At 68.8% G+C, this 15,511-nt stretch carries 15 protein-coding genes and 3 pseudogenes; 12 read left to right on the top strand and 6 right to left on the bottom strand.

The annotated features are described in order from the left end of the window. Nucleotides 1–328 precede the first annotated feature (328 nt). Nucleotides 329–757 (top strand): hypothetical protein, encoded by a 429-nt coding sequence (locus ACWGKQ_RS26505; RefSeq protein ID WP_453294450.1) that lies wholly within the window; start codon nt 329–331, stop codon nt 755–757. Continuing rightward, a pseudogene (locus ACWGKQ_RS26510) lies at nt 654–1,164 on the top strand (DUF5655 domain-containing protein); the annotation flags it as partial. The gene ACWGKQ_RS26505 and the pseudogene ACWGKQ_RS26510, both read left to right, overlap by 104 nt. 106 nt (nt 1,165–1,270) lie before the next feature. Here the strand turns inward: ACWGKQ_RS26510 and ACWGKQ_RS26515 are convergent. Then, a complete protein-coding gene (locus tag ACWGKQ_RS26515) occupies nt 1,271–2,083 on the bottom strand; it encodes a hypothetical protein (protein ID WP_453294451.1) in 813 nt (270 codons plus the stop codon). A gap of 185 nt (nt 2,084–2,268) precedes the next feature. Here ACWGKQ_RS26515 and ACWGKQ_RS26520 point away from each other — a divergent pair, with 185 nt between their 5' ends. Beyond that, nucleotides 2,269–2,868, top strand: coding sequence for a hypothetical protein (locus tag ACWGKQ_RS26520; protein ID WP_453294452.1), 600 nt, complete (start codon nt 2,269–2,271; stop codon nt 2,866–2,868). Between the two features lie 215 nt (nt 2,869–3,083). Here the strand turns inward: ACWGKQ_RS26520 and ACWGKQ_RS26525 are convergent, their stop codons facing one another. Together ACWGKQ_RS26525 and ACWGKQ_RS26530 are read right to left on the bottom strand one after the other, a co-directional pair. Next, a complete protein-coding gene (locus ACWGKQ_RS26525) occupies nt 3,084–4,532 on the bottom strand; it encodes a hypothetical protein (protein WP_453294453.1) in 1,449 nt (482 codons plus the stop codon). Nucleotides 4,533–4,541: 9 nt separating this feature from the next. Next, entirely contained in the window at nt 4,542–5,339 is a 798-nt protein-coding gene (locus ACWGKQ_RS26530) for an alpha/beta fold hydrolase (RefSeq protein WP_453294454.1), read from the bottom strand. Between the two features lie 36 nt (nt 5,340–5,375). Between ACWGKQ_RS26530 and ACWGKQ_RS26535 the strand changes: the two genes are divergently transcribed. From ACWGKQ_RS26535 to ACWGKQ_RS26565, 7 genes and pseudogenes are all read left to right on the top strand, one after another. After that, entirely contained in the window at nt 5,376–5,996 is a 621-nt protein-coding gene (locus ACWGKQ_RS26535; RefSeq protein WP_453294455.1) for a TetR/AcrR family transcriptional regulator, read from the top strand. Between the two features lie 696 nt (nt 5,997–6,692). Then, nucleotides 6,693–6,869, top strand: a complete 177-nt coding sequence (locus tag ACWGKQ_RS26540; RefSeq protein WP_453294456.1) for a hypothetical protein — start codon at nt 6,693–6,695, stop codon at nt 6,867–6,869. 309 nt (nt 6,870–7,178) lie between these two features. Continuing rightward, nucleotides 7,179–8,102: a GNAT family N-acetyltransferase gene (locus ACWGKQ_RS26545; protein ID WP_453294527.1), complete on the top strand. Its 924-nt coding sequence runs from the start codon at nt 7,179–7,181 to the stop codon at nt 8,100–8,102. A gap of 178 nt (nt 8,103–8,280) precedes the next feature. Then, nucleotides 8,281–8,496, top strand: a pseudogene (locus ACWGKQ_RS26550) (site-specific integrase); the annotation flags it as partial. A 78-nt stretch (nt 8,497–8,574) separates the two neighbouring features. Then, nucleotides 8,575–9,480: a HipA family kinase gene (locus ACWGKQ_RS26555; RefSeq protein ID WP_453294457.1), complete on the top strand. Its 906-nt coding sequence runs from the start codon at nt 8,575–8,577 to the stop codon at nt 9,478–9,480. A 113-nt stretch (nt 9,481–9,593) separates the two neighbouring features. Further along, nucleotides 9,594–9,782: pseudogene (locus tag ACWGKQ_RS26560) on the top strand (oligopeptide/dipeptide ABC transporter ATP-binding protein); the annotation flags it as partial. 32 nt (nt 9,783–9,814) lie between these two features. After that, nucleotides 9,815–10,102 (top strand): SelT/SelW/SelH family protein, encoded by a 288-nt coding sequence (locus tag ACWGKQ_RS26565; protein WP_453294458.1) that lies wholly within the window; start codon nt 9,815–9,817, stop codon nt 10,100–10,102. A gap of 1 nt (nt 10,103) precedes the next feature. On the opposite strand, the gene aceB is transcribed toward ACWGKQ_RS26565, so the two are convergent. Together aceB and ACWGKQ_RS26575 are read right to left on the bottom strand one after the other, a co-directional pair. Beyond that, nucleotides 10,104–11,726, bottom strand: a complete 1,623-nt coding sequence (gene aceB, locus ACWGKQ_RS26570) for a malate synthase A (protein ID WP_453294459.1) — start codon at nt 11,724–11,726, stop codon at nt 10,104–10,106. A gap of 184 nt (nt 11,727–11,910) precedes the next feature. Beyond that, a complete protein-coding gene (locus ACWGKQ_RS26575; protein WP_453294460.1) occupies nt 11,911–12,510 on the bottom strand; it encodes a nucleotidyltransferase family protein in 600 nt (199 codons plus the stop codon). A gap of 155 nt (nt 12,511–12,665) precedes the next feature. On the opposite strand from ACWGKQ_RS26575, the gene ACWGKQ_RS26580 reads away from it, so the two are divergent. Continuing rightward, the gene (locus tag ACWGKQ_RS26580; protein ID WP_453294461.1) at nt 12,666–12,977 is read left to right on the top strand and encodes a DUF5955 family protein; all 312 of its coding nucleotides are present in this window, start codon (nt 12,666–12,668) and stop codon (nt 12,975–12,977) included. 94 nt (nt 12,978–13,071) lie between these two features. On the opposite strand, the gene ACWGKQ_RS26585 is transcribed toward ACWGKQ_RS26580, so the two are convergent. Next, nucleotides 13,072–13,863, bottom strand: a complete 792-nt coding sequence (locus tag ACWGKQ_RS26585; protein ID WP_453294462.1) for an IclR family transcriptional regulator — start codon at nt 13,861–13,863, stop codon at nt 13,072–13,074. Nucleotides 13,864–14,136: 273 nt separating this feature from the next. On the opposite strand from ACWGKQ_RS26585, the gene allB reads away from it, so the two are divergent. Continuing rightward, nucleotides 14,137–15,477, top strand: coding sequence for an allantoinase AllB (allB, locus tag ACWGKQ_RS26590; RefSeq protein ID WP_453294463.1), 1,341 nt, complete (start codon nt 14,137–14,139; stop codon nt 15,475–15,477). The last annotated feature ends 34 nt before the right edge of the window (nt 15,478–15,511 follow it).

Genomic DNA, 15,511 nt, shown 5'->3' on the forward strand with positions numbered 1-15,511 from the left:
GGAACGAAGTGACGTACAGAGAGAATCGGCTGCCCAGCAGCATCAGAAGTCATGCCTCCTGTTCCCGCCTCATCGGCTGGGCCACGGGACGTTTGCGACACCAGATGGGGTTCCAGCGACATGTTCATCGGCGCGGAGGACGCATGAGCAGCAGACCGTGCTTCCCTGGACCGAGCGACAAGGTGGGCACGTTCACCGCCGACGCCACCGGAACCGGCCGGAGAACGTGGGAGCCGCTAATCGACACCTGGAACGACCGCGTGGGAGACCTGGGCTGCCGGAATTCACCGCTTCTACGGTCGACGGCTTCCAGGGAACCATGTGCTCGGTGGCCCTGCAGGACACAGTCGTCAACGAACTCTGGGGCTCCTCATCCGTGAGCACCCAGGCGGTCGGTACGCACGAGCACCACCACCTCAGGCTGTACGTCGGGGTACGAGGTGCGATGACCCTGCGGGACCCGCACGACCAGGGCGGTGACGCCCACATCTCGGCCGACGCCTACTTCATGCACCACGTCGTGACGAAGAAGCACTTCCACACCACCCCCGAGATCGCCAACCGCATCTTCATCTTCCCCGGCGACGCCCTGCGGTCCTTGGTCGCCGGGAAACCACGCGCCGGCCAGGCCACCTCGCCCGCGGCGCAGGTCCTCCGGCGATTTCACCCGCTACGACGTGCATGCCGTGCGCGAGCACCGGCGTTCGATCGACCTGGTCCGCCACCGACTCTTCGGCAGCGACCTGCTCGGGCTTGAGACCGTGGCCTCGATGAGCGGCGGCATGCAGGTGGCTCGCCGGGCACGGCGCCGCCCGGTTGCCCGAGCGGCGGCCGGCGCCGCAGGGGCGGCGATGATGGAGTTGGCGGGCGCGGTCGACGAGGTTCTGCTCGGGCTCGGGGACGGCGTGAACCGCGTGGATCGCAAGACCGTACCGGGCGTATCAGCGGCTGCGGAACTTCGCCTGACTGTGCCCGCCGCAGCGCAGCAGGCTGCTGGTCTACCTGAAGGTCGATCCGACGGACGTCGACCTCGTTTCGGGCTTCACCCGGGACGTGTCCGGGCTCGGTCACCACGGGACGGGCGATCTGGAGGTGCAGCTCCGTACGCCGAGGGACGTGGAGCGAGCACAGGATCTGTTCCGGGCGGGCTGCACGGCGGCGTGATCGGATGCCGACGCCCGCCTCCTAACGGCCTGCGCTTCGTGCTGTGTCTTCGGTCGTGGGCGGGGGCCCAGCTCGTACTCGATGCATGCCGCCTTGGTGTTGCGCGTCAGCGGTGGTCGACGTAGGCGACGAGTCCGCCGACGGTCAGACCCACTGCGCATCCGCTGCGGAAGTATTCGTGGCGCATGTCCGGGGTGTACTGCGCGTCGGTCATCCCGTACGGTGCGCGGACGCCCAGTGTCACGCCGCACAGGCACACGACGTATCCGTGACGCAGGGCGGCGGCCTCCCACTCGGGGTCGTGCGGGACCCAGGTCCGGGAGTAGATGTCCCCGTCGGGCGTCCGCAGTTCCAGCCTGGAGTAGGTGTGTCCGAAGTTCTGCCACGGTCCTGGCTGGTCATCGGGTATCTCGTGCAGCTCCCATCCGGGGACCGAGCGCAGGTCGGCGTAGCCGGGCGGCCTTCGTTTCATGCCGAAATAGACCTCGTCGGGGTCGCGTCGCGGTGGTTCACGCATGCGCAGCTCGTCGAATATGGTGGGCCGCTTGTTGTCGAGGCAGACGCCGTCATCGTCGGATCTTGGCGGGTCGGGCAGGCGCACGTCGGAGAATTCGGGCGGTAGGCGCTGCATGCCGAACAGGATGGCGCCTTCGATCTGCGGTTCCTTGGGTACCTCGTCGATTGAGGCTGCCTGCGGCACGGCGTACTGGATTCCGTAGCCGTTCACCCTCAGGCTACGCCTGAACTCGAAGAGGGCAGCGGGCATGTGACGTGTCTGCGCGTGATCGAGGGTGACTGTGCCTTCCGCGGTCTCCAGACCCATGAGGATGCCCCCGAGCAGCAGCGCGGGGTCGTCGCAGAACAGGATCTCCCCGAGGTCGTCGACCTCTTCGTACTGACCGTACTGACGCCCGCTCATCTCCTGCAGCCCTCCGGTTGGTTGCCGTTCCGCGTCCGCGAGGCGGACGGCTGGATGTTGAACCATCCTATTGAAGGATCGTTGAACAATCCATACATTGGAGCGCGTGCACCATCAGGCCGGCGGTTTCGTCGAGAGCAGGGGTGAGGGTGAGCGCGGAGGAAGCGGGCACAGGGCGGACAGGCGTGGCTTGGCGGGTGCTGGTGGGCGCCGCAAGCACCGGCACAGCGTTGGCGCTGTGGGCGATCGTGCGCACAGCCGTCGTCGCGCACGCCCAGCGGATCGACGTGCTGTGCGCGCTGGCGCTCCTCCTAGCCTGCGTGTTCCTGGGCACGTGCTGGTGGTTGGACATCAGGTGGCTGCTGTGTGCGGTGTGCCTCTTCGGGGTGCTGTTCCTGCAGAACAAGGAGCTGGATCAGCAGGAACTGCACCAGCACGGGCGTACCGAACACGTCAGGGTCCGACAGATTCAGTGGTCCGCCGGCGACGGCATGGGTGACAGCGCCCACCTCTACACGGTCACCGTCCTCGACGGCCCACCGCTGGCTCCGATCGAGGAGAACGGGCTCATGGGCTGGAAGTGGGCGGTAGGCGGCACTTACACGGTGACCGTCGATCCGCAGGGCCGTGCCCCGCTCAGGCGGGGGGACAAGCCCGGGCCCCCGGTGATCCAGCAGTCCCTGCAGATCCCACTCGTCCTCGGCCTGGCCTTCGCCCTGTGGCGGCCCGCAGGCCGACTCCTGCGCCGACAAGGTGTCCCGTCAGCCTGCCCCGCCCAGCCATAGGGGCTGTGATCGAGCGGCGCCCCGGCGCCGACGATCTCACCTGCTCTGGTCCGTGTTGGGGTTGTCGTAGACGGCCAGTTGAGGGTTGACGAAGATCTGGCGGGCCTGCCGGGCGGTGATGACGTTGGCGGTGTACTGGGCCGCGGTGGCGGCGGCCTTGATGGCCCGGCGGGCAGCGGGCCCGGAGATGCCGACGCCGTCCTTGAGAGCGGCGTTCAGGTCGGCGACGGTGTCGATGGTGGCGCGAGCGGTCTCGACGTCGAGGAGGTCGTGGATGCCGTCCCGGCTGCGCGCGGCGTAGCCGGCTGATACGGAAGTCCGCAGATGGCCGTACTGAATCGCGAGAGCGACAAGCCCGCCAGGCCGACGGGCGATGTGCCAAGCCAGACTTCTGCGGAACCGCTAAGTACCGATCTTGCCGTGTGGATCCGGCGGGATGACCTCATGAACCAACCCGCGGGCAGTCGCCTCGTAGTTGGCCACGTGACGAAGTCCTCCACCCGGATTCCTAGCGTGTGGACGGTGAGGGAGCCGGTGCCGGCCCGGGTGCCGCGCAGGTCGTGGGCGTGGTGGTCGAACAGCAGCTGCCCTTGGGGAATCCTGCGTTCCAGGACGCGGATGGCGTTCGCGACGGGGGCGATGGCCACCCAGGGAACATCGCGGATTTCGCCCTCGGAGCGGTGGTTGCCGTCTTCGTCGCGGGCGGTCTTGTACACGGTGCTTGTGATCAAGTGGTGTCCCTGCAGCCCTGTGTTGTCCGGCTCCGGGTCGGGGCAGCAGCAGCTGCGCAGTCCGGCCGCCTCGCCGGGGCGCATCCCGGTCAGGTAGGCGATGACGATAAAGCAGGCCGTGCCCAACCGGCGCATCAGGATGGCTGCTTCGGTGTAGTCGATGGCCTCTCGCCACGCGGTGTCGCCGAGCAGGCCGGTGACCAGGACATCGAGCGGGCAGGGACCGGGCCGTCGCAGGGCGGCCTGACGCCATCCTCGATCACGGGAGGCGTTGTAGACCTGGTTGAGCGAGGCGCCGGCGAGCGCGGCGATGCAGGTGCCCGCGGGCGTGGTTCTGCCCGGCCAATCCATGCGAGGGATGGGCAGCCGGTCGGTGTCGATCCGGTCCATGAAGGTCCTGAGTGAGGCCTGCGAGGCGGGCGTGGCGACGTTGGCCGTGGCCGCGTCGCGTAGGCGGTTCCTTTCGGTCCAGGCGGTCAGGATGTCGTCGCTGAATTCCTCGACGGTGCGGATGGCCCAGATGAGCAGGGGGCCCAGGGTCTGCTCGGCGATTGCCTCGGTGGCGTTCTCGCCGCCTGACGTCGCTGGCGGCAGGTAGTCGTCCACCCCTTCCGTCTCCCAGGGCGGGCAGCCGATCCCGCTGGACCGGCCGCTGAGCTGGTCGAAGACCCACAGTCGAGTCAGCGACGACAGCCCACTGCGCACCGTGATGCGGGCCGTCCCGCTGTCCCGAAGGTCAAGGCCGTACTCGCCCAGCACATGGGTGGTGCAGTCGCCCAGCGTGGCGATGCCCCGGTCGGTGAGCCACACAGCCAGCCGGGCCCGGCTCCCGACCGTCTGGTACAGCGCCTTGGGCGCCTGGCGCGAGCGCCACGTGGGATGGCGCGCGCGCAGGAACGCCGACGGCAGGTCGCCGTTGACCAGGGTTGGCATGGGTGCCCGTCAGACGGCGGCGAGGATGTTGAGCAGGTGGCCAAGCTCAGCCGGCGCCTGAATGTGGGCCAGGTGGCCCTGGCCGGGGAGTTCGTGGACTCCGGCGTGAGCGACGTGCTGCCGCACGTCGTCGAACGACGTTCCGTAGGGGGCCGTTCCGCGGTTGCTTTGCCCGATGATCAGGTCGACTTGATCTGCCTGTCGCGCCATCACATCCGGAGGCGGTGTCGTGTTGAGCGCGCCGAGTTCGGCGTACAGCGGTCCGCTCAAGCGGCGCAAGATCGCCCAACCGTGCCGATCGGCCCGGAGATCCTCGACATGCGCAGCGGAGAAGCCGGAGATCTGCCGATTGACGATCTCGACGCAGCGATCCCAGTCCGCCGTCTCCGCCGCGTTCTTCAGGTCCGGCAGTGCATGGCGTCCGAATGGCCGCATCACCGGCTCGTAGGCGATCACCTGGGGAATCGGGCGATCGTTGGCGGCCATCAAACTGATCAAGCCGCCGTAGCTCCAGCCGAAGAGGGCCCTCGCGTTGTCGAACTCGTCAAGGACCACGCCGAGGTCCCCAACCTCTGTCCGCAGCGAGTAGGAATGGGTCAACGGCCCTGAGGAGGCACGTCCCCGACGGTTTACGACTACCACTGAGGGCCAAGCGTCGATGGCGGCCGCAACGTGGCGCCACGTATGCGCATCGCTCATCACGCCCGGGACGACGACGAGGCCCGGGGCATCCGGCTCCCCGTACACATCGACCGTGACCCAGCTGCCCCCGCTGACTGCAAGCTTCTTCTGAATCGTTCGCTCCATAAATCCATTATGGAGCGAACGATCTACAATGCAAGCGTGACCGAACGCAACCGTGGACGCCCTCGAGCCTTCGACCGCGACCGTGCCGTCCTTGACGCCGCTCGCCTCTTCTGGCGACGCGGCTACTCCGGCACCTCGACCCGCACCCTGGCCGCGACCCTCGGGCTTTCCACCTCCAGCCTCTACGCCGCCTTCGGCAGCAAGGCCGGACTGTTCGAGGAAGCGGTGCGGACCTACGCCGAGCGTTACCGCGAGATCTACCAGCAGGCTGTCGCCGAGAAGGACATCCAGACGGTCATCGAACGCATCCTCACCGACTCGGTCCACGAGTTCACCCAGCCAAGCGACACGCACCCCGGATGTCTCATCAGCAGCGCCGTGATGACCGACAGCACGAGCACGCTCGATACCAGCGCCTACGTCGCCGAACTGCACAGCTCGAACGAGCAGGCCCTCCTCGTGCGCATCGAACGAGCGATCCAGGACGGGGAACTGGCCGCGTGCACCAACGCAGCGGTCCTGACCGGGCTCATCCAATCCGTCTGGCACGGATTGTCAGTGCGGTCCAACGCCGACACGGCTCGCGAGGACCTGCTCGCGACGGCACAACTTGCTCACCAGCTGATCTGCCAACAACTCACGTCACCAACGTCCTGACCCGCAACGGCTGGTCACGGAGCTGGTGTGGTTCGCGCCGCAATGCTCACCGCTCTCATCTCCGGGTCCGAGGATGCCGCCCGGATGAACATCGGCTCGGATCTCACCCACGACGCTGGCAAGACAACGGCCTGATGAGACGGCTCCCGTCTTATCGCTTTATCCGCTGGAGTGCCCAGCAGATAGCGGCGATGAGAAGGAATTTCGCCCCATACTCGGCCAGCACGATCGGCGTGCGGTGCGGTCCGAGGTTTCCGGCCCAGGAGACGAGCGCCGCGATGAGGCATAGTCCCGAGATCACGCCCCAGAAGACTGAGACAGCGAGTGCTATTCGTGCAAGCTTCATTCTCAGCGTTCCTGACGGGGAGTATCTGTTGACACATATCGACAGTTTCCGGCCCTGGGTCCAGGAACTTCTCACTGGTGCCAGAACTCATACGGGACCTTGCCCGCGCTGGTGAACTTGATCTTGGTTCCGCGATGGTAACCCAGGCTGTCGACCCAGCCGATGTACCCGGCTATCGTCCACAGGCCCCCTGACATGAGTCCCGCTACCAGGCCGGCCACTACCGCGACGGTCTTGCAATCCCGGCCGGCCCCGGCGCCCGGCACCTCGCCGAGTTCTTTGCCGGCATCGACGAGAAGCTCGACGCAACGGCAGCAACGGCACCCAAGACACAGCGCAGTGACCGTGACGTGCTGAACCTCCTGACCAAACGTGCCAAGGTCCTGCACCTCGGGCCCGCAGACCACTGCTGGTTCACCGACCCGTCCCGGGCCCTCTGCCTCAAGCTGGCCGGCACCCCGACGGCCGACCGTCCGCTGGTCGGATCGTTCGCCTGCGAGAGTCCACCGCCGGGACAAGCCGGGTGAGCCGCCTTCCCGCTCCGCGAACCACGGTGATTGGAACCTGCAGCTGACAGCCCCGGGCTCGCTGTTCGGCACTGCCGGAAGCAGGGTGCTCGAAAAGGGTTTGCGGACGAGGGCTGCGGTTGGATAGACGTTACCGCTGGACCCCCGCCACGAGGGTTGGGGGGCCACGACAGCGAGAGGAGGGATAAGCCCATGATCCCCATGATCACCGCGCTTGTGTCCTCCCGGGGTGCTGACCGCGTCTGACCCCGGAGCGGACGGGCGCCTTCACCGGAGCGTGCCTTGACCGTGAAAACGAACGACCTGACCATGCGTCCGATCACCGGACGTGAAGAACTCGACCTCTTCTCCCAACTGCCTTACGACCTCAACGAGGAATTGGCGGACGACCTGTCCGACGGCCGCCGACGTCCTGAGTGGATGTGGGTCGCCTTGCGCGGTGACCGCCTGCTCGCCAGGGCAGCCTGGTGGAGCCGATCAGCCGGCGACGCACCGCTCATCCTGGACATCCTCGACATCGAAGACAGCGCCTCGGGCTCCGATCACGTGGACATCGGGGTGCGACTTCTGCAGACCGCGATGGCCGCCACCCTCCCGAAGGGGTCCCGTCACCCTGAGTACAGCCGATTCATCCCGCCGGACTGGCGTGAGAACGCGGTGACGAGACAAGCCGTCGAAGACCGCATGACGGTACTTGAACGGACCGGTGCCCGCCTCTTCGTCGAACGACTACGCCTGGAATGGCGTCCGGAATCGCCAGTCCCCGAGCCCAACGGGTGCCTCATCTTCCGGCCGGTCCACGATGGCGAGGAACTCGTGGCTCTGATGGCCTCGGTTCTTGACGGGACCTTGGACGCACATGGCCGTGACGACCTGACCCGGATGTCAGTGCACGAAGCGGCCGTCCGGCACTACGAGGACGAGCTGGCGCGTTACGCGAGCCCGCGGGACTGGTGGCGCATCGCAGCACTGCCCCACGGAGAGCCAGTGGGGTTCGTCATCCCGGCCCGCAACGACTACAACGCGATCATCGCCTACATCGCGGTCCTGCCCTCACACCGCGGCAACGGCTACATCGACGACATCCTTGCCGAGGGCACCCGAATCCTTGCCGGGCAGGACGTCCCCCGCATCCGCGCGTCCACAGACCTCGGCAACATCCCGATGGCGAACGCCTTCCGGCGCGCTGGATACATCAATTTCGGACGTGAGATCAACATGACCTGGAACTGATCGACTATTGGGCGGGGCTCCGCAGACGGTGTCCCCGCCCACCCCCAGCCGGTGATCTACAGCACACCAACAAGGTCGGAATGCAACACGTGTCGTTCCCAGCATCGCGAAAGTGGTCCCGGCAACGGACCTGCTTGATGGCGACACGAGCTCACCGCACACGACCTCTGCGGACACAAGGCACACCTACGCCTCCATCATGCTGGAGGCGGGAGAGTCCGTCGTGACCCTGGCTCGGTGGCCCGGACACTCCTCGCCGGCAATCACCCTCGGTTACTATGCTCACTTCATGCCGGAGGCCGGAAGCAAGGGCCGGACGGCAATCGACGGACTGCTGGGGAGGCAGGGAGATCCGCATGCCATTCGAAACTCCCCAGATTCTCCCCAGGGCTGATGGCCGACTGTCTCATTCCTCGACACCCCCAGGGTCACCCATGGATTGCAAGGCTGAAGAGCGAGGTGACCTGAGGAAGTGCTGAGAGAGGTCACCGCGACCCGCTACATTGAGCCCCTGCGCTCCGGCGGCTCCGTGCCCGGGATCGTCGAGGCCGACGACCTCGGTACCTACGTCGTCAAGTTCACCGGATCCGCGCAGGGGCACAAGGCGCTGGTCGCCGAGGTGATCGTGGGGGAGCTGGCGCGGGCGCTCGGGCTGCGGTTCCCCGAGCTGGTCCTGGTGCACTTCGACCCGGCGATCGCCGGGGACGAGCCGTACCAGGAGGTGCGCGACCTGCACGCGGCCAGCGGCGGGGTGAACCTCGGGATGGACTTCCTGCCCGGCGCGCAGGACTTCACCCCGCAGATCGCCGAGCTCTTCCCGGTGGACCCGGTGGAGGCGGGCCGGATCGTCTGGCTGGACGCGCTCACCGTCAACGTCGACCGCACCGTGCACAGCTCCAACCTCATGGTCTGGCCGACCCTGGGCATCGCACCCCCGCGCCTGTGGCTCATCGACCACGGCGCCGCCCTCGTCTTCCACCACCGCTGGGACACCTCGGCGCCCGAGAAGGCGTACGACTTCCGCCACCACGCCCTCGGCCGGTACGCCCCCGACACCCGCGCCGCCGACGCCGAACTCGCACCTCGGGTGACCGAACAACTGCTCAGGGACGTCCTCGCCGAGGTCCCGGACGCCTGGCTCACCGGCTTCGGCACACCCGACGAGATGCGCGAGGCCTACATCGGCTATCTGCTGGCCCGGGTGCGGGCCTCCGCCGAGTGGCTCCCCACCGATTTCCCGGGCCGCGACCAGCTCGCGGCCGAGGAGGCCGCCCGCGCGGCCAGGACCCGGCGGGGACGCCCGGACTGGCTGAAGCGGGTTCCCGACCTGCACGGCGAGCCCGCCGCGGAGCAGGACTGGTCCGTGCACCTCGGATGACCGTCGGTCGGTCTCCGCGCTGGACACGTCGCTCCCAGGCCCGGACCTGCAGCCTGCCGCAGCGGCTGCAGGGCCTACTCGGCCCGGGCCACCTGTTCATCGCTGCACCCGACCGGAAGCGCATCGTCCTGCGGGGCGACCTGCCGAGCCCGGCGAACCCGCCCTCCGGCTGCCGGTTCCGCACCCGCTGCCCGATCGGCCCGCTGGCGCACCCGGAGCGGACGGTCTGCACGGAGACCGACCCGCGGCTGGTGCGTACGCCGGCCGGACAGCGGGCCGCCTGCCACTTCGCCGGTGAACTCGTCGTGTGATCACGTCCGGTTACCATGGCCCGATGAGTGACAGTCGGCGCGTCGAGATCGAGTACTGCACCCAGTGCCGCTGGCTGCCGAGGGCGGCCTGGCTGGCGCAGGAGCTGCTGACCACCTTCGAGACCGAGCTGACGGAGCTGGCGCTGAAGCCGGGCAAGGGCGGCGTCTTCGTCGTACGGGTCGGCGACGAGGTGGTGTGGGACCGGCGCGAGCAGGGCTTCCCCGAGCCCACGGCCGTGAAGCAGGCGGTACGCGACCGAGTGGCCCCGGGGAAGTCCCTGGGCCACTCGGACAAGCCGGCACCGGAGTAGGTCAGCCGCGCAGCTGTTCGTACGCGGGCAGCGTCAGGAAGTCCGCGTAGTTCTCGTCGAGGGAGACGGTGAGCAGCAGATCGTGGGCCTGCTGCCAGTGGCCGGCCGCGAAGGCCTCGTCGCCGGTCTCCGCGCGGATGGCGTCGAGTTCCTCGGCGGCGATCCTGCGGGCCAGCTCCGGCGTGGCCTTCTCGCCGTTCTCGAACTCGACACCGGCGTTGATCCACTGCCAGATCTGCGAACGCGAGATCTCGGCGGTGGCCGCGTCCTCCATGAGGTTGAAGATGGCCACCGCACCGAGCCCGCGCAGCCACGCCTCGATGTAGCGGATGCCCACCTGGACGGCGTTGACCAGACCGGCGTAGGTCGGCTTCGCCTCCAGCGAGTCGACCGCGATGAGGTCGGCGGCCTCGACGTGGACGTCCTCGCGCAGCCGGTCCTTCTGGTTCGGCTTGTCGCCGAGGACCTTGTCGAAGGACTCCATGGCGATCGGGACCAGGTCGGGGTGGGCGACCCAGGAGCCGTCGAAGCCGTCGTTCGCCTCGCGGTCCTTGTCGGCGCGGACCTTCTCGAAGGCCACCTTGTTGACCTCGGCGTCCCGGCGGGACGGGATGAAGGCCGCCATGCCGCCGATCGCGTGCGCGCCGCGCTTGTGGCAGGTACGGACGAGGAGTTCGGTGTACGCCCGCATGAACGGGGCGGTCATCGTCACCGCGTTGCGGTCCGGCAGGACGAACCGGGGCCCGCCGTCACGGAAGTTCTTCACGATGGAGAACAGGTAGTCCCAGCGCCCGGCGTTCAACCCCGAGGCGTGGTCGCGCAGTTCGTAGAGGATCTCCTCCATCTCGTACGCGGCCGTGATCGTCTCGATCAGCACGGTGGCGCGGACGGTGCCCTGCGGGATGCCGACGTAGTCCTGCGCGAAGACGAACACGTCGTTCCAGAGCCGGGCTTCGAGGTGCGACTCGGTCTTCGGGAGGTAGAAGTACGGTCCCTTGCCGAGGTCGAGCAGCCGCTGCGCGTTGTGGAAGAAGTAGAGCCCGAAGTCGACGAAGGCGCCGGGCACCTGCTCGCCGTCGACCTGGACGTGCCGCTCGTTCAGGTGCCAGCCGCGCGGCCGCATCACGACCGTCGCGAGCTCCTCGCTGGGGCGCAGGGCGTACGACTTGCCGCTCGCCGGGTCCGTGAAGTCGATGGCCCGGGTGTAGGCGTCGATCAGGTTCAGCTGGCCCAGGACGACGTTCTCCCAGGTCGGGGCGGAGGCGTCCTCGAAGTCGGCGAGCCAGATCCGGGCGCCCGAGTTGAGGGCGTTGATGGTCATCTTGCGGTCGGTCGGACCGGTGATCTCGACCCGCCGGTCATTGAGCGCGGCGGGGGAGGGGGCCACCCGCCAGGAGTCGTCCGCGCGGACGGCGGCGGTCTCCGGGAGGAAGTCCAGGGTCGAGGTGCGGGCGATCTCGGCGCGGCGCTCGGCACGGCGGGCGAGGAGTTCGGCACGGCGCGGCGAGAACCGCCGGTGCAGCTCGGCCACGAAGGCGAGCGCCGCGTCGGTGAGGACCTCCTCCTGCCGGGGCAGGGGCTCGGCGTCGACGATGGCCGGCGGAGACGGCGCTGGTGCGGACATGAGCTGTCACTTCCTTCGGCGGTGGCACCGGGTGCCAGTCGTTCCGGGTAGAGCGAAACGCACCCGATCAGGGGACGGGCGCTTCTGAACAGTGGATACTAGTTTCCTCATTGTGGAAGTTCAATGGTTTGTTGATGTCGAGATTCTTCGGGTCGAGCGAAGATGGCGCCGAGTGCCATCTCTTTCACTCAAGGTGACCCAGGTCGGCCTCCGTGTCGATGTCGTACGGCTCGGCCACGTCCCCGCACTCGACGAGCGTGATCGCGTCCTGGTGGGCCTTCAGGTAGGCGCGGGCGCCCCGGTCCCCGGTCGCGCTCGCGGCGATCCCGGCCCAGTGCCGGGCACCGAACAGCACGGGATGCCCGCGCACCCCGTCGTAGGCGGCCGACACCAGCGAGTCCTCGTCCCGGTACCCGCCCAGCACCCGGGCCACCGCCGCGCCCCCGATCCCGGGCTGGTCCACCAGCGACACCAGGGCCGCCCGCACCCCCGCTCCGGCGAGCGACTCCAGCCCCGCCCGCAACGAGGACCCCATGCCCGCCGCCCAGTCCGGGTTCTCGACGACCACGCAGCCGCCGAGCTCGGCCCGCTCCCGCACGTCGTCCGCACGGGCCCCCAGCACCACGTGCACCGGCCTGCAGCCGCCCGCGCGCAGCACCCCGACCGCGTACTCCACCAGGGGCCGCCCCCGATGCGTCAGCAGTGCCTTGGGCCGCCCGCCGAGCCGTCTGCCGCCGCCGGCGGCGAGCAGCAGCCCGGCGATCTGGTCATGCGTGTCCGTCATGCGTCCTGCATACCCGACGCCGGAGCGGGCGGCCGGTTCCGAAGGACTGAAATTCGGTCCGCGCTGTAGCGCTTTCCGTACGGCAGGGCGTTTACTGACCCGCGTCCCCGGGCGCCCGACCGTCGTCCTGGGGCACCTGGCGAGGGGGGAGGGCTGTGTTGCAGAGCTTGGGGCAGAGGCCAGTGACCGGCAGTGACGAGGATCCGAGGGTGACAGAACTGCGCACGGCCGTCTCCCGGCTGCGCCGTGAACTGGCCGCACATCCGGCCGAGTTCCCGGACCGCGCGATAGCCGAGGACGAACTGGCGGCCCTGGCGGCGATGGCGACGGGCGGCATCCCGGAGATCCCCCGCCTGCGCCGCTCCCTGTTACTGATCGCGGGCGCGATCGGTTCGATGAGCGCCCTCTCCCGGGGCCTGTCGGACGTACGCCAGGCGGTGGACCTGTTCGGAGAACCGAGACGTTAAGACGCCGCCAAGATCGCCGACCTGGGGGCGCGGGGAACTGCGCGAGCAACCACGCACCATCCGCACCCGCCAACGCTCCTGTCGGCCCTACCCCTCAGGCTCCTGAACTCACCAACGCCTGAGACAACTCAACGGCCACCTGCTGCAGCACCGGCACGATCTTCTCGACCGCCGCCTCCGTCACCCGCCCCGCCGGCCCGGAGATCGAAATGGCCGCCGCCGTGGGCGAGTCCGGCACGGACACCGCGAGGCACCGCACCCCCACCTCCTGCTCGTTGTCGTCCACGGCGTACCCGAGCTCCCGCACCTCCGCCAGGGCCGCCAGGAACCCCTCCGGCGTGGTGATCGTCTTCTCCGTCGCCGCCGGCATCCCGGTCCGCCCCAGCAGCGCCCGCACCTCCGCGTCCGGCACGTTCGCCAGCAAGGCCTTGCCCACCCCCGTGGAGTGCGGCAGCACCCGCCGGCCCACCTCGGTGAACATCCGCATGCTGTGCTTCGACGGCACCTGCGCCACGTACACGATCTCGTCCCCGTCGAGCAGCGCCATGTTCGCCGTCTCGCCGGTCTCCTCGACCAGCCGCGCGAGGTACGGCCGCGCCCAGGTGCCGAGCAGCCGGGACGCCGACTCGCCGAGCCGGATCAGCCGGGGCCCGAGCGCGTACCGCCGGTTCGCCTGCTGCCGCACATAGCCGCAGACGACCAGCGTGCGCATCAGCCGGTGGATCGTCGGCAACGGCAGCCCGCTGCTCGCGGACAGCTCGCTGAGGCCCACCTCGCCGCCCGCGTCCGCCATCCGCTCCAGCAGATCGAAGGCGCGCTCGAGGGACTGGACGCCGCCGGCGTTGGACCTGGCGGAGTCGGAGGTGCTGGCGCTGGACGTCGGCACGGCGCGTTCCTTTCGGACTGGCGGGAAGGGCAGAAGCCTACCCGGCGGTCGGTTGACTCCCCGGTCGTAGGTAGCTACGTTCTGCTTGCCGGAATTGTAATTCCGCTTTGTGGAAACGTCCAGAGTGGATGCCTCCGGGGAGCCGAGTGGCCAGTGTGCCCTTGACGGCGCTAGGGCGGGAGTGAAGACTCCTTCAACAGAACGTTGAACTCCGTTACGTGGGCGTAAATCCCGTTTCGCGGAAGTAAAACGGCGGCAGAGAGAGGGGTCCGGGTGTCCGACGCTGAACTGGTGCTGCGCTCGACGCGCGTCATCACCCCGGAGGGGACACGGGCCGCCTCGGTCGCCGTGTCCGCCGGGACGATCACGGCCGTACTGCCGTACGACGCCCCCGTCCCCGAGGGCGCCCGGCTGGAGGACCTCGGTGACGACGTCCTGCTGCCCGGCCTGGTCGACACCCACGTCCACGTGAACGATCCCGGCCGCACCGAGTGGGAGGGCTTCTGGACCGCCACCCGCGCCGCGGCGGCCGGCGGCATCACCACGCTGGTCGACATGCCGCTCAACTCCCTCCCGCCGACCACCACCGTCGAGAACCTGCGCGTCAAGCAACGGGTCGCGGCCGACAAGGCGCACATCGACGTCGGCTTCTGGGGCGGAGCGCTGCCCGACAACGTCAAGGACCTGCGCCCGCTGCACGAGGCCGGAGTCTTCGGCTTCAAGGCGTTCCTGTCGCCGTCCGGCGTGGACGAGTTCCCGCATCTCGACCAGGAGCAGCTGGCCCGGTCCTTGGCCGAGATCGCCTCCTTCGACGGCCTGCTGATCGTGCACGCGGAGGACCCGCGCCACCTGGCGGCCGCCCCGCAGCAGGGCGGCCCGAAGTACGCCGACTTCCTCGCCTCCCGTCCGCGCGACGCCGAGGACACGGCCATCGCCCAGCTGATCGCCCAGGCGAAACGCCTGCACGCGCGCGTGCACGTCCTGCACCTCTCCTCGTCCGACGCGCTGCCGCTGATCGCGGCGGCCAAGGCGGACGGTGTCCGTCTCACCGTCGAGACCTGCCCGCACTACCTCACCCTCACCGCCGAGGAAGTCCCGGACGGCGCCAGCGAGTTCAAGTGCTGCCCGCCCATCCGGGAGGCGGCCAACCAGGACCTGCTCTGGCAGGCGCTGGCCGACGGCACCGTCGACTGCGTGGTCACCGACCACTCGCCCTCCACGGCCGACCTCAAGACGAGCGACTTCGCGACCGCCTGGGGCGGCATCTCCGGCCTCCAGCTCAGCCTCGCCGCCGTGTGGACGGAAGCCCGCAGGCGCGGCCACGGCCTTGAGGACGTGGTCCGCTGGATGTCCGCCCGTACGGCCGCGCTGGCCGGCCTCGACGACCGCAAGGGCGCCATCGCGGCCGGCCGGGACGCCGACTTCGCCGTCCTCGCGCCCGACGAGACCTTCACGGTGGACCCGGCGGGACTGCAACACCGCAACCGGGTCACCGCATACGCGGGCAAGACCCTGTACGGCGTCGTGAAGTCCACCTGGCTGCGCGGCGAACGCATCGTCGCGGACGGCGAGTTCACGCCCCCGAAGGGCCACCTCCTCACCCGCACCCCCTGACCCCCTTCTCCTCCCGCACCCGCAGCGGCCGACA

The sequence above is a fragment of the Streptomyces sp. NPDC054770 genome (assembly GCF_053611985.1).